Source organism: Frateuria soli, from assembly GCF_021117385.1.
GTDB lineage: Bacteria > Pseudomonadota > Gammaproteobacteria > Xanthomonadales > Rhodanobacteraceae > Frateuria_A > Frateuria_A soli.
The window spans coordinates 2,766,996-2,789,199 of record NZ_CP088252.1; the positions used below are offsets into that span (position 1 = coordinate 2,766,996).

Annotated in this window: 14 protein-coding genes and 1 pseudogene; 9 read left to right on the forward strand and 6 right to left on the reverse strand. The window is 66.0% G+C overall.

Annotated features, from left to right (window positions below; all coding sequences use genetic code 11):
• Positions 1 to 352: 352 nt before the first annotated feature.
• Positions 353 to 670, forward strand: a pseudogene (locus LQ771_RS12790) (integrase core domain-containing protein); the annotation flags it as partial.
• Positions 671 to 867: 197 nt separating this feature from the next.
• Here the strand turns inward: LQ771_RS12790 and LQ771_RS12795 are convergent.
• The 6 genes from LQ771_RS12795 to LQ771_RS12820 all read right to left on the reverse strand — a co-directional run bounded on the left by LQ771_RS12795 (position 868) and on the right by LQ771_RS12820 (position 7,704).
• Complete coding sequence (locus LQ771_RS12795) at positions 868 to 1,692, reverse strand: hypothetical protein (protein ID WP_231349793.1); 825 nt, start codon at positions 1,690 to 1,692, stop codon at positions 868 to 870.
• 139 nt (positions 1,693 to 1,831) lie between these two features.
• On the reverse strand, positions 1,832 to 2,380 hold the full coding sequence (locus LQ771_RS12800; RefSeq protein ID WP_231349794.1) for a hypothetical protein: 549 nt from the start codon (positions 2,378 to 2,380) through the stop codon (positions 1,832 to 1,834).
• A gap of 478 nt (positions 2,381 to 2,858) precedes the next feature.
• On the reverse strand, positions 2,859 to 3,878 hold the full coding sequence (locus LQ771_RS12805; RefSeq protein WP_231349795.1) for a hypothetical protein: 1,020 nt from the start codon (positions 3,876 to 3,878) through the stop codon (positions 2,859 to 2,861).
• Between the two features lie 50 nt (positions 3,879 to 3,928).
• Positions 3,929 to 4,666, reverse strand: a complete 738-nt coding sequence (locus LQ771_RS12810) for a TSCPD domain-containing protein (protein ID WP_231349796.1) — start codon at positions 4,664 to 4,666, stop codon at positions 3,929 to 3,931.
• Positions 4,667 to 4,921: 255 nt separating this feature from the next.
• Positions 4,922 to 5,506: a histone H1-like repetitive region-containing protein gene (locus LQ771_RS12815; RefSeq protein WP_231349797.1), complete on the reverse strand. Its 585-nt coding sequence runs from the start codon at positions 5,504 to 5,506 to the stop codon at positions 4,922 to 4,924.
• 47 nt (positions 5,507 to 5,553) lie between these two features.
• Entirely contained in the window at positions 5,554 to 7,704 is a 2,151-nt protein-coding gene (locus tag LQ771_RS12820) for an adenosylcobalamin-dependent ribonucleoside-diphosphate reductase (protein ID WP_231349798.1), read from the reverse strand.
• A 377-nt stretch (positions 7,705 to 8,081) separates the two neighbouring features.
• On the opposite strand from LQ771_RS12820, the gene LQ771_RS12825 reads away from it, so the two are divergent.
• From LQ771_RS12825 to LQ771_RS12860, 8 genes are all read left to right on the forward strand, one after another.
• A complete protein-coding gene (locus LQ771_RS12825; protein ID WP_231349799.1) occupies positions 8,082 to 9,458 on the forward strand; it encodes a DegQ family serine endoprotease in 1,377 nt (458 codons plus the stop codon).
• 650 nt (positions 9,459 to 10,108) lie between these two features.
• Positions 10,109 to 11,413, forward strand: a complete 1,305-nt coding sequence (locus tag LQ771_RS12830; protein ID WP_231349800.1) for a LysM peptidoglycan-binding domain-containing protein — start codon at positions 10,109 to 10,111, stop codon at positions 11,411 to 11,413.
• Positions 11,414 to 11,427: 14 nt separating this feature from the next.
• Positions 11,428 to 12,126 (forward strand): HAD family hydrolase, encoded by a 699-nt coding sequence (locus tag LQ771_RS12835; protein ID WP_231349801.1) that lies wholly within the window; start codon positions 11,428 to 11,430, stop codon positions 12,124 to 12,126.
• Positions 12,127 to 12,272: 146 nt separating this feature from the next.
• Positions 12,273 to 13,667 carry a leucyl aminopeptidase family protein gene (locus tag LQ771_RS12840; RefSeq protein WP_231349802.1) on the forward strand — a complete coding sequence of 465 codons (1,395 nt, stop codon included), beginning with the start codon at positions 12,273 to 12,275 and terminating at the stop codon, positions 13,665 to 13,667.
• Between the two features lie 111 nt (positions 13,668 to 13,778).
• Positions 13,779 to 15,098, forward strand: a complete 1,320-nt coding sequence (locus LQ771_RS12845) for an aspartyl/asparaginyl beta-hydroxylase domain-containing protein (RefSeq protein WP_231349803.1) — start codon at positions 13,779 to 13,781, stop codon at positions 15,096 to 15,098.
• Positions 15,099 to 15,294: 196 nt separating this feature from the next.
• A complete protein-coding gene (locus LQ771_RS12850) occupies positions 15,295 to 18,183 on the forward strand; it encodes a TonB-dependent receptor domain-containing protein (RefSeq protein WP_231349804.1) in 2,889 nt (962 codons plus the stop codon).
• Positions 18,184 to 18,286: 103 nt separating this feature from the next.
• On the forward strand, positions 18,287 to 20,137 hold the full coding sequence (locus tag LQ771_RS12855) for a tetratricopeptide repeat-containing sulfotransferase family protein (protein WP_231349805.1): 1,851 nt from the start codon (positions 18,287 to 18,289) through the stop codon (positions 20,135 to 20,137).
• 95 nt (positions 20,138 to 20,232) lie between these two features.
• Positions 20,233 to 21,978: a M1 family metallopeptidase gene (locus LQ771_RS12860; RefSeq protein ID WP_231349806.1), complete on the forward strand. Its 1,746-nt coding sequence runs from the start codon at positions 20,233 to 20,235 to the stop codon at positions 21,976 to 21,978.
• Positions 21,979 to 22,204: the final 226 nt, after the last annotated feature.

A 22,204-nucleotide genomic window follows, 5' to 3' on the forward strand; every position in this document is an offset into this window, starting at 1 on the left:
CAGACCCGTGTTTCTTCAGTTTTCCCGACCCCGTTAGCTCTTCTGATGGAGCCGCCAACGATTGATTGTTCGTCCCTTGTGACCAAGAACGAATAGTCCTCGCCATCGGCAGATACGCTTAGCGAACTCACCGACGGACGATCACCAACGATCCGACCAGACGAGCCGGAAGATGCGCATTGTGCGAGGCTAGAAAACAGTCCTGCGGCGAGGATCCATCTCATGATTAACGTCCTGATCGGAGATGAAAAATCAAAACAGGAGTCAGAGTCGACTTTAAAAGCACACTCTGACCCCTGTTTTTCGGGGATCAGAATCGACTTTAAAAGTGCACTCTGACCCCTGTTTTTGCAAGCCGGCCAAGGGCGCCATCCACCACAGCGACCAAGGCTCGCAATACACCAGCAGGGCCTACCAGCAACAACTGCAGCAAGCGGGACTCACCGCGAGCATGAGCCGCAAAGGCATGCCCTATGACAACGCGGCCATGGAAAGCTTCTTCAGCTCCTTGAAGCAGGAGCTCACCCACCACCAGCCCTTTGCCACGCGCGAGGAGGCGCGCACCGAGATCTTCCGCTACATCGAGGGCTTCTATAACCGCCAAAGGCTGCACAGCAGCCTTGGCTATCGCTCACCCGAGGCCTTCGAGAGACTGGCTAAAGGTGCTTAATTAGACCGTCCGAGAAAGCGGGGGTGGCTCATGGTGACCCCTGTTTTTGATTAGCCACGTCCCCTTTAGTTTCCCGTCCCCTTTAATTTCCGGTTAGCTCTAGCTGCGATCCCTCACCACTACAACGCGAGACAGAGAGCTGCGCGCCTGTTGACTTGGCGGCGGAATGGTGAACCCTTGAGTTCACGCCGCCCCTTTTATTGGCTTCCACCCATCGCCTGCCATGCCTGATATACCTCACGCAGCTGGGTCTGCTGCTCTCGGGGTAGTGTGAAGTCGTCGTAGTACTGGTCGCCATTGAATCGAACTACCACACGCTTGGCGCTCATCCATTGATTGAGCATTTCATAGTTTTTGACCGGCATATCGATCCACTCCCAGACGTAACCGGACGAGTTATCGCGCTCGAAATCCATACGACCGAGTTCGTATACTTTGTCGTCAGCTTTCACAATGACTGATCGGACGAATAGCCAATCATCACCGTAGTACTGGAGCTTGAGCCTGAGCGGGTAGTTCGCGGCGCCGTTCCCATCCGTTCCAAAATAGAGAGAAACATACTTCCCAAGAATTGGCGCATTGCGATGACTTACCCAAGTGACACCTTTAATCTCATCGAAATTCTTCTTCATATTTTTGGCCGCCCGCTCAACGAGGAGCCGCTCTTCCTTCGCCTTTTGCTCTTCTTTTCGCTTGCGCTCTAATTCTTTAGCAGCGATGCGTGAGTCAACCAGTGCAAGCAACGCAGTCGCCTCGGTGCTCTCGGGCGAGGCTGGGTGCCGCTTCAACAGATCGACAAGAAGCTTCTTCGCTTCGCCGTCGTTTTCCACCTGGTATGCGGACTTGGCTTGCGCGAGCAGCCGGCTAGCGCCGAACTTGACCTCCTGCAGCTCTGCTTGAAGGGCCGAAACTTTTGCTTCGAGTTCTGCTGTGCGCTTGTTCGCCCTGTCATAGTCCTCTTGCGAGGGTCCGCAGCCAGCAAGAAGCGGAACGAATACGGCCAGCAAAAAAATTCCCTTCATTGAAACGCCCCCTAGAGAAGATTCATTCGCAATCTGAAGCAAGAGTGATTACGCTCTGGCGCCTACGTTGCTCCGTCCACCGGGTTAGCTCGCGGTGGGCGAGCCCGACCTGGCCATTGCCCCCGACTGAGGCCCGCATTTAATTAGCCGCGTCCCCTTTATTCGCGGACATCATGCTGTCCAAGTACCAACCGTGGTGGAACTTGTTGAAGTCGTCCATCTGATGGCCGAGGACGCCAAGCAAACCGCCTGTCCAGGTTCCGAATGCATGGGTGCCATCGGGAAGCATCAGCTTTGCCGGGAAGGTCCGCATGATATACATCGGGTTCTGCCCGTCCAGGGCGGTGCCCAACTCCAGAAAGTCGGACCAATTCAGTTCGTACCGCTCGTCGCCATGCCACTCGAACTTCACCATCCGGAACTGCTTCGATTGCAAACTGTGGGACAGTTGAATCATGACGCGAAACACATCAGCCATGCTGTTGTTCGGCCCAATACTCCTCATATCGAGAACGAGAACGCGCGGGTTTAGGTAGTAATCGAAGTGCGCATTGACGTCGACGCCGCTGTTGCGCGGGTCGTCGTGAATGACAGTGGCCAGTTTTGAGCCAACAGACGCATAGTTGACGACAAATATCAAGAGACCGGCGACCACAAGGATCGCCAGCAGCGCTATGAGCTTTTTCATAATCCCCCCCCGCCTTATATTGAAGCGGCATCAAAAACGACACCACCACACCACAAAAAAGGCCTAGCCCTATTAATGCTTGGCCGCGTTCTCGAGAATGCGAATGATAAGGTCGGATTGGCTCGCTATGTCCGCAACCAACCCTTGGGCGCAGGGTACTAGTTGCTTCGCTCCGCAGACGCCGACCTCGTAGTTAAATATAATGGGAGGCTTTTGCCATCACCCTTGTTTCACAAGATCACCAATGAATATATCGTCGATGACCCGTTTCCGTTCAAACAACAAAAGGGGACGTGGCAAATTAATTCCGGCGACCAACGCCAATTAATTAGCCACGTCCCCTTTATTGCAGCGTCAGGCCGATCCCAGCCGTATAGACGGCCATGAAGGCAGCGGTCAAAAATGGCAACCAATCCTTGAGCATTGTCAGCATCCCAACCCAAGTAGCGATCTTGCGAGAACGCTACGCTCATGGTCGTTATTTAGCCGCGCCGCTGACGGCTGACTTGGTTAGCAGCTCAAGTACGGACCGGCTTCCAGGAGAAGAGTCGCCTCCTTCCTTTGAAAAACCTGTGTCTTGAGAACCGAAAATGCAAGCCGCAGCCTGCGCGAGAACAATATCCTGGGAGCCGGCCGACGAAGCGGAATCGACTAGCACGCGATAAGTTTGCAGCGCTGTTTGCCGGTGTCTATTTAGAATAGAGTTGTGCTTATGCGCCAGGAAATTCTTGGCACAGAGCGCTAGTAGCGTACCGAGCGTCAGGAACAACAGCACTTTGCCTGTGAGCAGCTCTGCAGCATCCAAGGCATTCTGAGGTCGTAGCCAGTCGATTTTGAAAGCAACGGCAGAGAAAATTGCGAACGCAGCAATCACAGCGGCCAGCGCGCCCGTAGCCTTAGCCCAGTTGTTCGCCTCAGCCTCATGCTCATCTGCGCGCGTTTTGAAGAAGAGGGCCTGTTGCGATACCCCCTGTTCTGCGGCGACTTTCTGAATATGATCTAGAATTTGTTGCGCGGCCTTGTTCCTCTCTTCCAAAGAAGAAGTAAGCTCGCTTGCTCTGTCTTCTACATTTTGAAGGGTGGCTCGCGCGCGGGCTTCGATAACAGATGTATCGGTGGCGCTAGCTACCGCAAAGGCAACAAATTGCCAGAGAGAAGCAAATGCTAAATCATAGGCCTTGTTAGCCTGCTCTAATAAGGACGATCGCACACCGGCAGCATTGTTTTGCTCGTTTGAAAAATCGAGCATTTGCTTGAATAAATTATAGCCTGAATCGGCCTGGCTTTTGATAACCTGAAGCTGTGAGTCAATAAGGTCCGGCAATATGGAAACCGGTATCCTCTTATAGAGCCCTACCACTCTTTCTGCCGGCGCTACGGCTGCGTCAAAGTTCATTTGACGCCCTAGGTCGGCAGCGCGATCCAGGGACTTTGGGTCGAACGCCTGCATTCTCGACAGAGATTGCTCGGCTTCATCTAAAACGTTTTTTGATGGCATGCCAGCCCCCTTTGGCTGCTCATAAAGTATTGGTGCCCGTCAGCCCCGAACTACCCGCACTTCGAATACCCACAATTCAAACAAGTCTGGCACCCATCCATCAGCACCAGCGCCTGCGTATTGCACTTCGCACACAAGGTCGCCCCCGGCGGAAACCCGCTGGCATTGCTCTCGCTGCTGGACGCCGCCACCTCAGCCGCCTTCTTCCCCGCCGCAGCCGCCTCATACGCCGCCCGCTTCTCGGCCACCAGCTTCTTCTGCGCCTCATCCATCTCCGGATCATGGATCAGCCCGATGTTCTTCATATGCTGCTCGATCACCGCCCCGATCTCGGCCACGATGCTCGGCATGTAGACGCCACCGGCCTTGAAGTACCCACCGCGCGGGTCGAATACGGCCTTGAGCTCCTCCACGATGAACGTCACATCCCCGCCCTTGCGGAACACGGCGGAGAGAATGCGGGTGAGCGCGACGATCCACTGGAAGTGGTCCATGTTCTTCGAGTTGATGAAGATCTCGAAGGGGCGGCGCTGTTCGTGCGGCGTGCCCTGGTTGAGCACGATGTCGTTGATGGTGACGTACAGCGCGTGCTCGAACAGCGGCGACTTGATCTTGAAGGTGGAGCCGACCAGCGCCTCGGGGCGCTCGACGCTCTCGTGCATCTGGATGATTTCGGCCTGGCGCGGCTCGGCAGCCGTCTTCTCGGCCGGGGCGGCGGCCGGGGCGGCCTTGTCTTCGGGCTTGACGACCTGGTAGCCCTTGATCTTCTTTTCGATCTTGATCGTCATGGGTTCGGTTCTCTTGTCTGGCGGGGCGTCGACGGGCGACGGCCGGTGGTTGGGCGAGGCTCTTGGGGCTCGCAGAAGGGGGAATCCATCTGGGGCGGCCTGGAAGGCCTGGCGGGCAAATGGATTTCCGCTTGTGCGCGATGGCGGCGGTGCCGGCTTCCGGTTCGCGGTCCCTGGCGGGAGGGCGGTGCGCGCGGCGTTCCGGTGTTGCGGAAGACTCCGGTCCGGGCGAACCCGGACCGGAGACGGTACGGCTTACTTGCGGCGGGCAGCCTTCTTCGGCGCCGCCTTCTTGCTGGCAGTGGACCGCTTGACCGTCGACTTGGCGACGGCCTTCTTGCTGGCGGACTTCTTCCCTGCCGCCTTCCTGGGAGCGGCCTTCTTCATGGCCGTCTTCTTGCTGCTGACCTTCTTGGCCGGGGCCTTCTTGGCGACGGACTTCTTCGCAGCGCCCTTCTTGGCAGCAGCCTTCTTCGGCGCGGCCTTCTTGGCGACAGCTTTCTTCGGAGCGGCCTTCTTGGCCGCGGCCTTCTTCGGAGCGGCCTTCTTGGCCGCGGCCTTCTTCGGCGCAGCCTTCTTGGCGGCGGCCTTCTTCGGCGCAGCCTTCTTGGCGGCAGCCTTCTTCGGCGCAGCCTTCTTGGCGGCGGCCTTCTTCGGAGCCGCCTTCTTGGCGGCAGCCTTCTTCGGGGCGGCCTTCTTTGCAGCAGCCTTCTTCGGAGCCGCCTTCCTGGCCGGCGCCGGGGTCTGCGGAGCAGGCGCGCCCATCGGCGCAGCGGCCGGTGCGTCACCCGTGGACGGCATGGAACTGTTCGGCGCCTGGTTTTCGGTATCGATGGACATAAAGGTCTTCCCCTCCGACTCTGGTTTTGTGTGGGACCCGCTGTTGGCTAGAACTTGCCGTAATAGCCTTCCTTCAGGGCATCGAACAGGTTGGCGGCGGTGTGCATTTCGCCGTCGTATTCCACCTGCTCGTTGCCCTTCAGTTCGATAACGCTACCGTCTTCCAATTCGAAGCGGTAGAGGGTGCTTTCCAGGTCGGCTTCCTTCACCAGCACGCCCTGGAAGGCGGCGGGGTTGAAGCGGAAGGTGGTGCATCCCTTCAGGCCCTGCTTGTAGGCATAGAAGTAGATGTCCTTGAAGTCTTCGTACGGGTAGTCGGTGGGCACGTTGGCGGTCTTGGAAATGGACGAGTCGATCCACTTCTGCGAGGCGGCCTGGATGTCCACGTGCTCCTTCGGGCTGATGTCGTCGGCGGCCACGAAGTAGTCCGGCAGCTTGTTGGCCGGCTCGTCGGTAGAGACCTTGGCCTCGGCGTTGATGAGGGCGCGGTAGGCGAGCAGCTCGTAGCTGAGCACCTCGACCTTTTCCTTGGACTTCTTGCCCTCGCGGATCACGTTGCGCGAGTAGCTGTGCGCGAAGCTCGGCTCGATGCCGTTGCTGGCGTTGTTGGCCAGCGACAGCGAGATCGTGCCGGTGGGCGCGATCGAGCTGTGGTGGGTGAAGCGCGCGCCGGTTTCGGCGAGCTGCTCGACCAGGTTGGGGGCGACGCTGGCGATGCGCTGCATGTAGCGGCTGTACTTCGCGTGCAGCACGCTGCCGCGGATGGTGTCGCCGACCTGCCAGCCGTCCTTGGCCATCTCCGGGCGCTTGCGCAGCATGTCGCCGGTGACGGTGTAGTCCTTCGCCAGCACCGGGGCCGGGCCCTTTTCCTTGGCCAGGTCGAGCGCCACTTCCCAGCCGGCCACGGCCATCTCGCGCGAGACGTCCTCGGTGAAGCCGACCGCGTCGGCCGAGCCGTAGCGCATCTTGAGCATGGTCAGCGTGCTGCCCAGCCCCAGGAAGCCCATGCCGTGGCGGCGCTTGGACATGATCTCGTTGCGCTGCTGCTCCAGCGGCAGGCCGTTGATCTCCACCACGTTGTCGAGCATGCGGGTGAACACCTTGACCACTTCGCGGTATTCGTCCCAGTCGAAGCGGGCCTTCGGGCCGAACGGGTCGCGCACGAAGGTGGTCAGGTTGATCGAACCGAGCAGGCAGGAGCCGTACGGCGGCAGCGGCTGCTCGCCGCAGGGGTTGGTGGCGCGGATGTGCTCGCACCACCAATTGTTGTTCATCTCGTTGACCTTGTCGATCAGGATGAACCCGGGCTCGGCGTAGTCGTACGTCGAGACCATGATCATGTCCCACAGGTGCCGCGCGCGGATGTGGCCGTAGATCTTGCAGGCGACCAGGCCGTCCGGGCGGTCGACGTAGTTCTCGTGGGTGGGCCACTCGCGCCAGACCACCTTGGTCGGGTCGGTGAGGTCCAGCTCGTCCTGCTCCTTGACGTGCACCGGGAACACCAGCGGCCAGTCCTGGTCGTGCTCGACCGCCTGCATGAAGGCGTCGGTGATCAGCAGGCTCAGGTTGAACTGGCGCAGCCGGCCGTCCTCGCGCTTGGCGCGGATGAATTCCTTGGCGTCCGGATGGGAAATATCAAATGTTCCCATCTGCGCGCCGCGGCGGCCGCCGGCGCTGGAGACGGTGAAACACATCTTGTCGTAGATGTCCATGAAGGACAGCGGGCCGGAGGTGTAGGCGCCGGCGCCGGACACGTACGCGCCGCGCGGGCGCAGCGTGGAGAACTCGTAGCCGATGCCGCAGCCGGCCTTGAGGGTCAGGCCCGCCTCGTGGACCTTCTCCAGGATGTCGTCCATCGAGTCGCGGATGGTGCCCGAGACGGTGCAGTTGATCGTGCTGGTCGCCGGCTTGTGCTCGAGGGCGCCGGCGTTGGAGGTGATGCGGCCGGCCGGGATCGCGCCGCGGCGCAGCGCCCACAGGAAGCGCTCGTACCAGTGCGCGCGCAGCTCCTCGGTCGCCTCCACGGCGGCCAGGGCGCGCGCGACGCGCTGCCAGGTCTCGTCGATGGTGCCGTCCACCGGCTCGCCCGCCTTGGTGCGCAGGCGGTACTTCTTGTCCCAGATGTCGTAGGAGGCCGGCTGCAGCGGGATGGCGGCCGCATCACGGTTGGCGGCGAGTGGTGCACGCATCGTGCTCATCGGATTGTCTGACCTCCGGCCTTGCGACCATCTGTTTGTTTGACCGACGCCACGCAACGCCGCAGGTTCCCGGACGATCCGGGTGTGCGGTGCGCGCGTGCGTTTTTCCTTGACGTCCCGGCCTTTCGGCGCCCTCCCCCGAGGTTGCCGCAGCGACACAGCACTTGGGTGGAAGCCGGAAGGACTCACACAAGATGTTGTGGTGCGACCGGGCATGAACGGTATCGCTGGCCCGCGTAGGCGTCAACAGATATTTCAGTCGTCCTTGGACGACACGGATTGGCGCCGTCCGCACACCGCGTCGCCGTCACCGTGGAACCCGCACGCCCGGTTTACAGTCCCACGCTCGCCCTGTTTCCGGAGTCAAGGAGATCCGCATGACCGCCCGCCACTTTTCACCTTTCGGCGCCATCGTCTTGTGCAGCGCGCTGCTGCTGGGCTGGCCCGCGGCCAGTCGCGCCGCGTTGCCCGCGAGCGTGTCCGGCCAACCGCTGCCCTCGCTGGCGCCGATGCTTCAGAAGGTGACGCCGGCGGTGGTCAACATTTCCACCAGGACGCGGGTGGCGGTGCGCGATCCGTATTTCGACGATCCGATCTTCCGCCAGTTCTTCGGCCTGCCCTCCTCGCCGCGCGAGCGCGTGGAACAGAGCCTGGGCTCGGGCGTGATCGTGGACGCGGCCAAGGGCTACGTGCTGACCAACAACCACGTGGTCGGCGGCGCCGACGACATCACCGTGACGCTGCAGGACGGGCGCACCTTCAAGGGCAAGCTGATCGGCACCGACCCGGACACCGACGTGGCGGTGGTGCAGATCCCGGCCAAGAACCTCAAGGCGCTGCCGGTGGCCGATTCCTCCGGCCTGCGCGTGGGCGACTTCGTGGTGGCGGTGGGCGATCCGTTCGGGCTGGGGCAGACGGTGACCTCGGGCATCGTCTCGGCGCTGGGCCGCTCGGGGCTGGGCGGCGCGGGCTACCAGAACTTCATCCAGACCGATGCCTCGATCAACCCGGGCAATTCGGGCGGCGCGCTGGTCAATCTCAACGGCGAGCTGGTGGGCATCAACACCATGATCCTCTCGCCTTCGGGCGGCAACGTGGGCATCGGCTTCGCCATTCCCAGCGACCTCACCACGCAGGTGATGAAACAGCTGATCGCCCACGGCCGCGTGGTACGCGGCAGCCTGGGCGTGCAGACGCAGGACATCACCCCGCGCATCGCCAAGTTGCTGAACCTGTCGAGCAGCCAGGGCGTGGTGGTGACGCGCGTGGCGCCGGACTCGGCCGCCTCGCACGCGGGCCTGGCGCCGGGCGACGTGCTGCAGGCGATCGACGGCAAGCCGCTGCACGACAGCGACGAGCTGCGCAACGCCGAGGGCCTGCTGCCGCTGGGCAGCCAGGTCACGCTGAAGATCACGCGCAATGGCGAGCCGCGCCAGGTGCAGGCGACGCTGACGCCGGAGAAGCTCGCCAGCGTCGACGGCGCCACGCTCGATCGGCGCCTGGCGGGTGTGCGCTTGAGCGAGCTGTCGATGGCCCAGCGCGGGCAGGGTGTCGCCGGCGTGGCCGTGACCTCGGTGCAGCACGGCAGCCGCGCCGACCGTCTCGGCCTGGCCGAGGGCGACATCGTGATCGGCGTGAACAACCGGCGCGTCACCAGCCTGCGCGAGCTGAGCGGGCTGGTGGCGATGCAGCCGCGGCAGCTGGTGCTGGTGGTGGATAGCGACGGGGGGGTGCGCTACGTGCCGATGGATTGAGGCGGCGGCGGCTCCCTCTCCTCGGCGGGGAGAAGGAGCAGGCGCTACTGCGCTCATGGATGGAGACAATAGCGTGCCTCCCGCTCTGCTCCCTCTCCCCTGCGGGGAGAGGTCGGGGTGAGGGGGCGCTCTTGCGTAACAGGTTGCTGATACGCATCGGAGCTCTTTGATCCGGCCCGGCGACAACATCCCGCGAGCCCCGGCCCCTCACCCCGGCCCTCTCCCCGGCGGGGAGAGGGAGCAAAGCGCTGCTGCGCTGATGGGTGGAAACAATCAATAGCGTGTGCCTCCCGCCTGCTCCCTGTCCCCTGCGGGGAGAGGGTTGGGGTGAGGGGGCGCTCTTGCGCAACAGGTTGCTGATACGCATCGGAGCTCTTTGATCCGGCCCGGCGACAACCTCCCCGCGAGCCCCGGCCCCTCACCCCAGCCCCCGCCCCCGCAGGGGAGCGGGGGCAAAGCGCTGCTCCGCCCGATGGATCGTGCCAGTGGCGGGCGTCAGGCCCCTACTCCGCCTTTGCTTAACGCCAACCTGTGACCACGCTTGATGTTTGGCGACGGGACCGATGAAATACCGGACTCCCATCACTGCGCGCATGCCGCCTTCACGGCACGCTCACGCCATCCATCGAAGCCGTAGGTCGTCCCAAGTCATGCCCGTCTCCGTCGCTCGCCTGTCCGTCGCCGCCCTGCTGGGCGCCTGTCTCACCACGGTCGCCCTTGCCGCCGGCCCCTCCCTGACCCTGCGCGGCGACGTGGCCACCACGCGCGGCCTGGTGCAGGACCTGGCCGCCGCCTGGACCAGGAGCGGCCACGGCAAGGTCGACGTGCAGCCGTTCAATACCGCCTCGGGCCTGGATGCGCTGCGCAGCGGCAGCGCCGACATCGCCGGCAGCGCGCGCCCGGGCAACGGCAGCGCGCAGGAATCCGGGCTGGTGTTCACGCCGGTGGCGTGGGACGGCCTGGTGATGATCACCCACCCGAGCAACCCGGTCAGCAACCTCAGCCTCAAGCAGCTGCACGACATCTACTACGGCAAGATCACCAACTGGGCCGAGGTCGGCGGCCGCAGCGCGCCGATGCACGTGTACGCGGTGGCCAGCCCCGGCGACGGCATCGAGTTCAGCCTGCGCAAGCTCCTCTTCGGCCGCGGCAACCAGCCGGTGGCGGCGCCGCGCCTGTACGTCAACACCGCCAAGCTGGAAGAGGCGGTGACGCTCGACCCGAAGGCGATCGGCGTGACCACGCTCTCGCGCGTGGCCGACAACCACAAGATCAAGATGATCCGCATCGACGGCACCGCGCCCAGCGTGGCCACCGTCGCCAGCGGCAGCTACAAGCTCTATTCCCCGCTCTACCTGGTGACCAACCCGAACAGCCCCCACGCCGCCGAGGCGCAGGCGTTCGTCGAGTTCGCCAGGGGCGACAAGGCCGCCGCGGTGGTGCGTCGCGACGACGCGGTGCCCTACGCTGCCGGCAGCGCGCTGGCCGCGGCCGATGCCTCGCGCCGCGCGCAGATCCTCGCCGCGGTGGGCGCACGCGCCGTGCCGCAGCAGCCGTCGGCGCCGAGCGCCGCGCCGCCGGTCGCCGCGCCGGGCGCCACCTATGCCTCGCGTGCCGCCATCGCGCCGACCTCCGAGCGCACGGCCGAGGCCAAGCGCGCGCTGGAAGATCGCCGCGCCAAGGCCGCGGAGAAAGCCAGCCTGAAGGGCGTCCGCGGCGAAGCCACCACGATCGCCGCCGCCGCCTCGCGCGGCCCGGCGTTCGCCAAGGTCACCGCCAGCGTCACGGTCAAGGCCACCGCCGCCAAGCCGCGCACCTACAAGGTCGCCAAGGGCGACACGCTGTCCTCGATCGCCCACGCGCATGCGGTCGACATCGCGGACCTGCGGAGCTGGAACCACCTGAAGGGCAACGAGCTGAAGGCCGGCCAGGTGCTGAGCCTGGGCGAGCGCTGATTCCGGGTGCGCGCATGCGCATCCACGCGCTGACGCTGGACCTGGACGACACCCTGTGGCCGGTGCTGCCGGCCCTGGAATGCGCCGACCGCGAACTGGATGCCTACCTGCGTACGCACCATCCGGACGTCGCCACGCGCTGGCCGATCCCGGCGATGCGCCAGTTGCGCGCGCAGGTCGCCGCCGAGCGGCTGGACCTGGCGCACGACTTCACCACCCAGCGCCACCTGACCATGCAGCGCGCCTTCGAGGCCTGCGGACTGGACGAGGTGCCGATCGAAGCGCTGTGGGAGGTCTACTACGCCGCGCGCAACCGCGTGGAACTGTTCACCGACGCGCTGCCGGCACTGGAGCGGATCACCGCGCGCTGGCCGGTGGCGAGCCTGACCAACGGCAACGCGGACCTGGAGCGGATCGGCATCCACGCGCACTTCCATTGCCAGGTCTGCGCGCGGGACACCGGCGTGGGCAAGCCGGACGTGCGGATTTTCAAGGTCGCGGCCGACCGCCTGGGCGTGGCGCCGGAGCACATCCTGCACGTGGGCGACGACGCCGACCTGGACATGCGCGGCGCGCGCGAGGCCGGGCTGCGCACCGCGTGGATCAACCGTGAGCGCCTTCCCTGGCCGGACGGGCTCGGCGCGCCGCCGGACCTGGACCTGCCGGACATGGGCGCGCTGGCCGACTGGCTGGAGCGCAGCCAGCCCGCGTAGGAGCCCGCTCGCGGGCGATGCCTTTGTCGATCCGTGGCGAAGGGCATCGCCCGCGAGCGGGCTCCTACAGGGATGCGGCCGGTTTGGCATGGCCGGTCGATCGGCGCATCATGATCGACCCGCTGCAAACACGAGGCACGAACGCCATGCCGGAGAGCTCCCCGTCCGCCCTGACCGAACGCAAGACCGGCAAGGCGCAGGGCATCGCCATCGAGACCGTCGACAGTGCGCACTACAAGGGTGCGCTCAAGCGGCTGGACGCCACCCAGCGACGCTGGCTGGAGCAGACCGGCTTCGAACCCAAGCCCGGACGCTTCGCCCTGTTGCCGGACGCCAGCGGCAAGCTCGCGCGCGTGCTGGTGGCGGTCGATCCGGCCGAGCCGCTGGCCGCGCTGGCCGGGTTGCCGTTTGCGTTGCCGGCGGGCACCTACCATCTGGCCGACGAAGGCGCGCTGACCGATACGGCGCAGGCCGCGCTGGGCTGGGCGTTGGGCGCCTACCGTTTCGAGCGCTATCGCAAGGGCACGCGCGCGCCGGCCACGCTGGCTGTGCCGGCCGCGGAGCGGGCCGCGCTGGCGCCGCTCGTCGAAGCGACCGCATGCGTGCGCGACCTGGTCAATACGCCGACCGAGGACATGGGCCCGGAACAGCTGGCCGACGCGGTGAAGCGACTGGCCAGGACGCACAAGGCCAAGCTGCGCGAGTGGGTCGGCGACGCCCTGCTCGAGGCCAACTTCCCCACCATCCACGCGGTCGGCCGCGCCAGCCACCGTGCGCCGCGGCTGGTCGAGATGAGCTGGGGCAAGGCCACGGACCCGAAGCTGGTGGTGATCGGCAAGGGCGTGTGCTTCGACACCGGCGGCCTGGACATCAAGCCGTCCGACGGCATGCGCAACATGAAGAAGGACATGGGTGGCGCCGCGCACGCGATCGCGCTGGCCGGGCTGGTGATGCAGGCGAAGCTGCCGGTGCGCCTCACGCTGCTGGTGCCGGCGGTGGAGAACGCCATCGCCGGCAACGCGATGCGTCCGGGCGAGGTGATCACTACCCGCGCCGGCCACACGGTGGAAGTGGACAACACCGACGCCGAGGGCCGGCTGATCCTGTGCGACGCGATTGCCTATGGCGCCGAGCAGCAGCCGGACCTGATGCTGGACTTCGCCACCCTGACCGGGGCGGCCCGCGTGGCGCTGGGCCCGGACCTGCCGGTGCTGTTCGCCAACCAGGATGCGGCCGCCGAGCAGTTGCTTGACGCCGGCCGCGCCGTGGCCGACCCGTTGTGGCGACTGCCGCTGTGGCGGCCGTACCGCAGGATGCTCGACTCGTCGGTGGCGGACTTCGCCAACGCGGGGCCCTCGCGGCACGCCGGCGCGATCACCGCGGCGCTTTACCTGGAGCGCTTCGTGCCTGACGGCCTGCCGTGGCTGCACCTGGACACCTACGCCTGGAACGACGCCGACCGTCCCGGCCGCCCGCGCGGCGGCGAGGCGATGGGCCTGCGGGCGATGTTCGCGTTCCTGCAACAGCGCTACGCGCGCTGAGCTGCCGCCCCACGGTCCAGCGAGGTGGGCCTGGGCCCGCCTTGCGTCGGGGCGGCCGAGTACCCCGCCGCTGGCGTGCTGGAGACCGCGTTTGTCGGCTACGCTGGGTGCATGAACGCACCGAGGGACGATGCCGCCGTCGCGACCTGCCGCGAGCAGGCATTGACCGCATTGCAGCGCGGTGACATCGCGCACGCCGAGCAGGCGTTCTCGCGCCTGCTGGAACGGCGGCCCGACGACGTCGAGGCACTCCAGTTCCTGGCCTCCTGCCGGCTCGGGCGCGGCGATGCGGCCCGCGCGATCGAGTGGCTGCGCGTCGCGCACCATGCGCAGCCGGGGGACGCGGGGATCCTGCACCAGCTCGGCGCGGCGCAGGTCACGGCCGGCGACCTGGCCGGCGCCGAGGAAAGCCTGCGCGCGGGCCTGGCGCTGGCGCCGGGCATGTTCGTGGCGCGCCTGCGCCTGGGCGTGGTGTACGAGCAACAGGGGCGCCGGCACGAGGCCGTCACTGCCTATCTCGGCGCGATCAATGCCGCGCAGGCGCAGGGTCGCTGGCTCAGCGACGACACCACCGCGCCGGGCGTGCGCGAGGCGGTCAAGCACGCCACGCACTACGTCGCGGCGGGACGGCGCGAGCTGTTCGACGCGGTGATCGAGCCGTTGCGCCAGCGCTACGGGCGCGCGGAGCTCGCCCGGGTCGACCAGTGCCTGGCCATCTACCTGCACGAGCAGCCCGCGCCGCTGCCCGATCCGCGGCAGCGGCCGCTGTTCCTGTACTTCCCCGGCGTGCCCAGCCGGACCTACTACCCGCGCGAGCGCTTCCCGGAGCATGCAAGGCTGGAGGCGGCCTTCGATGCGATCCGCGGGGAACTGCGCGCCGTGCTGTCGCAGGCGGACGACCCGTTCGTGCCCTTCCTGGGCGCGCCCTCGGCCGCGGCGGTCGCGGCACGACTGCTCGATGCGACCGGCCCGCAGGAGGCGGCCTGGGATGCGTTCTTCTTCTACCGTCATGGCGCCCGCCACGACGCCAACTGCGCGCGCTGCCCGCGCACCAGCGCAGTGCTGGACGGCATGCCACTGGTGCGGGTGCGCGACCACGCACCGGAGACGCTCTTCTCGGTGCTGCGCCCGGGCACGCACATCCTCCCCCACCGCGGCGTCACCAACACGCGCCTGGTCACGCACCTGCCGCTGATCGTGCCGCCGGATTGCGCGTTGCGCGTGGGCGGCGAAACCCACGTGTGGGAAGAAGGCCGCTGCGTCACCTTTGACGACACCTTCGAACACGAGGCCTGGAACCGCAGCGGGCAGACCCGCGTGGTGCTGATCGCGGACAGCTGGAATCCCGACCTGAGCGAAGTGGAGCGCATGGCGGTGGCGGACCTGGTCGCGGCCATCGGCGACTTCAACCGGTCCGTGCCCGAGCCCTGATCCGGACGCGAAGCGTGGCCGTCCGGACGGCCAAAATACTGTCCATGGCAGCCGACCGACCGCGGCCTGCCTGCGGGAATGCCCCCACCCATGACTGAGGGCAGGGGCACTTGCTTGTTAAACAGTTGTTGCTGTCATACTCGGCGCGCTCACCAGAGCGGGGGAAGCAGGGATTCACTTTCACCGGGGAGTGCACATGAAATACGACTTGAACCACTTGTCTTTGGCAGTGCGTCTTGCGTTGAGTGCAGGTGTTTTTTCGGTGGCGGGAGTGGCGCAGGCGCAGGTGACGACACCGGACAATCCGGCCTCGTCCGAGCAAACGGCGCAGGACCAGGCTCCCCCCTCCAAGAAGGAGGCCAAGACCCTGGAGTCGATCCAGGTGACCGGCTCGCTGATCCGGCGCGTGGACGCCGAGACGGCCAGCCCGGTGATCACGCTGGACCGCGCGACCATCAGCAACTCGGGCAAGCCCGTGCTGGGCGACGTGCTGCAGCAGATGCCGAGCATCTCGGGCAACGCGACCAACCCGCAGAACAACAGCAACGGCGGCGGCGTGGCCAGTCCGTTGCTGGAAGCCGGTGACGGCGCCTCGCGCGTCTCGCTGCGCGGCCTTGGCAACAATCGCACGCTGGTGCTGGTCAACGGCCAGCGCATGGCCAATCCGGACATCAACCTGATCCCGCCGGAGATGATCGAGCGGGTCGAAGTGCTGGCCGAGGGCGCCTCCACGGTGTACGGCTCCGATGCCATCGGCGGCGTGGTCAACTTCATCCTGCGCAAGGACTTCAAGGGCGTCCAGTTCAGCCTGAACGACGGCATCTCCAGCCACGGCGACGCCAAGCGCCACGGCTTCAACCTGACCGGCGGCATGACCGGCGAGCGCTACAGCATTGCCGCGGGCATCGACTACAACAAGTACGACGAGACGCTCGCGTCCCGCCGCAAGTTCTCCAGGCAGCAGTTGTACCTGTCGGGCGGTTCGGTGATTGCGGCCGGTTCCAGTTCGATCCCGACCGGCCGCATCCAGGTTCCCGCCGCGATCGCCGGCCAGTACGGTTGCGCGGTGGATCCGGAGACGCAGACCGCCCAGGTGACGCTCGCCTCGGGCGACGGCTCGAGCCTGGGCGACTACCGTTGCCGGCTCTCCTCGGACACCTACAACTACGCCGCGCTCAACTACATCCAGACCGCGCAGAAACGCACCAACGGCTTCGTGCTGGCGGACTTCAACATCACCGACAACGTAAGCGCATACGTCAACGCGTTCTACAACCACACCGTGTCCAGCGGCCAGGACGCACCTTCACCGGTCGGTACCGGCGACGGCCTGATCATTTCCGCGGACAACCCGATCAACCCGTTCGGCATCACCTTCAGCCAAGGGGCAATCGCCGGCGATCCGAACAGCGGCTACAACTTCCAGACCCGCCTGACCGGCGCCGGCACGCGCGTGCACAGCTACACGACCGACACCGGCCAGATCAACGCCGGCTTGCGCGGCGCGTTCAGCCAGGACAGCAGCTGGATCTGGGATGCGTCGATCAACTACAGCCACACCAAACGCGACCAGCGCGACACCAACGAAGTGGACATCCCCTCGTTGCAGGCCGCGGTCGACGCCGGCGCGAACATCTTCGACCAGGCCAACGCCGGCGACGTGCTGAGCTCCGGCGTGAAGACGCCGATCTACGTCTTCACCCAGTCGACCAAGCAGGCGCAGGTCGATGCCAGCGGCGAGCTGTGGGACCTGCCCGCCGGACCGGTGCAGCTGTCGGTCGGCGCGCTGTACCGCAAGCAGTTCATGAACTACACCGTGAGCGACTTCGCGGTGCTCAACCCGGTGACCACCACCTGCCAGATTCTGCAGGAGGCCTGCGGCTCGCCCGGGCGGGGCAGCTACAACGTCAAGGAGCTGTTCGCCGAGTCGCTGATCCCGCTGGTGTCGGACGTGGCGTGGGCCAAGTCGCTGTACCTGGACCTGGGTATCCGCAGCTCCAACTACAGCACCACCGGCACCACCACCAACGGCAAGGTCGCGATCGAGTGGCGACCGACCGATACCCTGCTGCTGCGCGGCACGGTCTCGCAGGTGTTCCGCGCGCCCAACCTCAATGAGCTGTACGACGGTCGCACGCTGGTGCAGCCGGTGCTGAACGATCCCTGCGTCGGCCGCACCGCCGAGGACCTGGCGGCGCACCAGGCCGCCTGCCAGTTCGTCCCGGTCAATTGGGGCGGCAACGACCCGGCGCAGGTCAACACGTTCTACTCCGGTGCGGCGACGGTGGGTGCCACGCTGAAGCCGGAAAAGGGCAAGTCGATCGATTTCGGCCTGGTCTACGATCCGGACTGGGCGCCGGGCCTGTCGACCAGCCTCGACTTCTGGCACATCTACCTGTCCGACACGCTGACGGCGATCCAGGCCGACACCGTCGTCAGCATCTGCTACAACAACAACTCGAGTCCGTACTGCTCGTTCATCACGCGCCAGGACAACACCACCCGCCAGCCGGGCCAGGTGTTCCTGATCAACACGCCGGTGGTCAACCTGGGCACGCTCAGCACCTCCGGCATCGACTACACGCTGCGCTACAAGATCCCGCACTTCGACATCGGCGGCATGGACCCGGGCAACTTCCGGGCGGGCCTCAACACCAGCTACACGTCGTCCTACAACGTCAACGCGACGCCAGGCGAGCCGGGCGCGGAGTCGGTCAACTACGCCGGCACCTACACGCCCCAGTTCGGCAACATCTCGCGCTGGCGCGGCACGGTCACGCTCAACTGGGACAAGGGCAACTGGAACGCGCAGTGGCAGTCCCGCTACATCAACCACCTCACCGCGCTCAATGCCGACTACGCCATCACCGGCGTCGACATCCCGGTCGCCTCGGTGCTCTACCACTCGATCCAGCTGGGCTACAACGTGCCGTCGATCCACACCAAGTTCGACATCGGCGTGGACAACATCACCGACAAGCAGCCGCCGCGGCTCTACCAGAACGGCTCCAACTACAACGTAGACACCGCCACCTACGATGTACTCGGACGCTATTACTGGGTCCGTGCGACGGTGAAGTTCTGACGTTCCCGGTCGGCGCATCCCGCTGACCGCCACCGGAGGGGCCGCGGAACGATCCGCGGCCCCTCTTGCATAATGAGGCCCGGCCGACCGCGACCGAGGACGCATGCCCGACCCCGCCACCGACCTCGCCCACGCCATGGCCGGCGCCTACAACGCCGGCGACATGGAGCGCGTCATCGCGCTTGCCAGCCAGGCGGGCGACACGGCGGACGAAGGCATCCAGCTCCTGCTCGGCCTGGCGCAGCAGGCGACCGCACGCTACGGGATGGCGGCGAGGACGTTCCGCCAACTGGCGCAGCGACGGCCGGATGTTTCCGCCTACTGGAACAACCTGGGCGTGGCCTGCCGGATGAGCGGCGACCTGGCCGCCGCCGAGCAGGCGCTGTCGACCGCGATGTCGCTGGCGCCGGGCGACGCCGACGTGCTCTACAACCTCGGCCTGCTCCACATCCAGCAGCGGCGCTGGCCGGTGGCGCGGGAGATCCTGCTCGAAGCGGTGGACCGGGCACCGGACGTCATCGAGGCACGGCTGCAGGCCGCGTTCGCCTGTTACGTCTGCGGCGACAGCACCGGCCAGGAGGCCATGCTGGCCGGCGCCGGCGACTGGCCGGGGCAGCCGGGCGAACAGGCCCTGGTCCTGTCCACCATGCTGATGGCGCAGGGCGACCCGGACGCGGCGCTGCGCGCGCTTGCGCGTGCGCAGTTGCCCGGCGGACCCGCGGGTGAGTCCCTGCGGTTGCGGATCACCGCTCAGCGGGTCCTGCTGCACGAGCGCAACAACCAGCTCGATCAGGCCCGGCGGGAACGGGAGCAGTTGCCGCTGGATGCGCTCGAGGCTTTGCCACCGGAGGCCGGCCAGGCGCGCGCGGATGCATGGCGCGCGCATGCCGCGATGGCCATGCGTGCCGGTGCCCATGCCGAGGCGGCGGCGCTGTACCGACGCGCGCTTGCGCTGGCCGACGACGACCAGACCCGCGCCAGCGTCGCGTTCGCGCTGGCTTCGGCGTGCGACCGCCAGGGGCAGTATGGAGAGGCGTGGCAGGCGCTTGAGGCCGCGCACGCGGCGCAACTGGAGATTGCAGGCGGCGTGCTGCCCGAGCTGCTGGCACCCGACAGCCAGCCGCTGCAGATGGCCGAAGTCGACCGCGCCGCCTTTGCCCGCTGGGAGCCGCTGCCGTCACCGGACAGCCGGCAGAGCCCGGTTTTCGTGGTCGGCTTCCCGCGCTCGGGCACCACGTTGCTCGAACAGATGCTCGATGCCCATCCGGACTTCCGGTCGATGGACGAGCGTGCCTTCATCCACGCGCTGACCGAACGCATGGAACAGGTCGGGCAGCGCTACCCCGCCGACCTGGCGACCCTCACCGGCACGGAAACCGACCAGCTGCGCGCCGCCTACTTCCGCATGGTCGGACGCGTACTGCCGGCCCTCGGGCGGCACCGGCTGGTCGACAAGAATCCGCTCAACATGCTTTGCCTGCCGATGATCATGCGGCTGTTCCCGCAGGCACGGATCATCCTGTGCCTGCGCCACCCGTGCGATGTGCTGCTCAGTTGCAGCATGCAGCCGTTCCGCTCGCCGGCATTCATGGTGCTGTGTTCGTCGCTGCAGCGCCTGGCGCGCGGTTACGTGCAGGCCTTCGAGCACTGGTACCGGCAGGTGGAGGCCTTCCGGCCGCATGTGCTGGAGTGGCGCTACGAATCGGTCGTCGGCGACCTCGAGGGTCACCTCGCGCGCCTGGGAGCGTTTCTCGACATCGCCGATCCGACGCCGATGACGCGCTTTGCCGAGCATGCGCGGAACAAGCGCTTCATCAGCACGCCCAGCTATGCGCAGGTCACCCGGGGCATCCATCCCGGGGCCGTCAACCGCTGGCATCACTACCGCGAACACTTCGAGCCCGTACTGCCGCTGCTGCGGCCGCTGGTCGATCGTCTCGGCTACACGCTCTGAGCGGCCGCAGTCCGCGGCGCGGCGTGACTTCTGGCCTACTCGCGGCAGCCGCGCACGCGGCATGCTCGTCGATGGAACCCCCCAAGGAGCCGCCCATGCATCCCCGCCTGTCCCTGCTGGCGCTTGGCATCACGCTCGGCCTCGCCGCCGGCGCACACGCGTCCACCACCGAACAGCCCAAGCTCACCGCGCAAACCAGGAACTCCGGCGGCGCAATGCCGGCCGAGCAGGCGCGCCTGCACTTCGACCACGCGGAACTGCACTTCGCCATCGATCCGGCCAGGCGCCATCTCGATGGCGAGGCGACGCTGCGCTTCACCGCCCGCGAGCCGACCGATGTGCTGCTGCTGGACCTGGACAGGAACCTGCCGATCCGCAGCGTGGCCGTCGACGGCAAGCCGCTGGCCAGGGACGCCTGGAGCAACCCGGACGGTCGCTTGCGCATCCGCCTGGCGCAGCCGCTGGGCAAGGACGACAGCGTCAGCACCACCATCGTCTACGGCGGCAAGCCGCACGTCGCCAAGCGCGCGCCGTGGGACGGCGGCTTCGTATGGAGCCATACCAAGGACGGCCAACCGTGGGTCGCCAGTGCCGTCGAGGGCGAGGGCTGCGACCTGTTCTGGCCGTGCATCGACCAGCCCACGGGCGAGCCGGACCTGGTCGACACCTACGTGACCGTGCCCAAGGCGCTCGCCGCGCCGGGCAACGGGGTGCTGGTCGAGATCAGGGACAACGGCGCCACGCGCACCTGGCACTGGCGCATCAAGCAGCCGGACACCTACGCGATCACCCTCAACGTGGGGCCGTTCGAGGAACTCAGGGGCGACTACAAGAGCCGCTACGGCAACACCATCCCGATGGAGCTCTGGTATCTGCGCGGGCACGAGGCGGACGCCAGGGCGTTGTTCGCCGAGTTCCCGCGCATGCTCGACTTCTTCGAACAGCAGATCGGCCCCTACCCGTTCGGCGACGAGAAGATGGGCGTGGTCGAGACGCCGCACCTGGGGATGGAACACCAGACCCTCAACGCCTACGGCAACGGCTACCCCAAGAGCGCGTACGGTTTCGACTGGCTGCTGCAGCACGAGTTCGCGCACGAGTGGTTCGGCAACCAGGTGACCAACCGCAACTGGGACGACATGTGGCTGCACGAGGGCTTCGGCACCTACATGCAGCCGCTGTACGGGCAGTATCTGCATGGCGACATGCCGTATTTCTCGATGCTCCACGAGGAACGGATGAAGCTCTCCAACACCTCGCCGATCGTTTCCGGCCAGCCCAGGACCGAGGAAGAGGTGTACGACGGGAAGACCGGGCCGGGCCTGGACATCTACTACAAGGGTTCGCTGGTGCTGCACACGTTGCGCGAGCTGATCGGCGACGACGCCTTCTTCGAGAGCGTGCGGCGACTGGTCTACGGACGGCCGGACCCGGAACCGGGCAACTTCAGGCCGCGCTATGCGACCACGAAGGAATACATCGGCATCGTCGACCAGGTGACCGGCAAGGATCTGAAGTGGTTCTTCGACGTGTACCTGTATGACGCGAAGCTGCCGAGGCTGGAGACGAACCGGCGCGGGGACATGTTGCAGTTCCGCTGGGTGACCGCTCATGGCGAGCCATTCCCGATGCCGCTGGACGTGCAGGTGGGCGACACCGTGCACACGCTGGCGATGGCCGGCGGCACCGGCGAACTCAAGGTCCCGGAGGGAAGCCTGATGATCGTCGACCCCCGCTCGAAGGTGCTGCGCGAGATGCCGCACGTGGAGGCGTTCCAGGCGTGGGAGAAGGCGCAGAAGGCGGACAAGAAGGCGAAGGAAAAGGCCGCGCAGAAAAACTGAGGTCGTCTGGCGGGTGAGGCGTGGCGGCGCTTCGACCTCGCTTCGCCAAGCCCGGGGGAACGGCTTTCGTGCTTGCCTCAAAGGCGTATGGGTGGCGGGTCCGGAGGGATATCAGGCTTCGCTCGAGTTCCCTACCCAACTCCTCTCCCGGACGGAGAGAGGCTCCTGCCCGACGACTTCCGGCACGCCGTTTCCCTCCGGGAGAGGGTTGCCGGGAGGTGGTTGA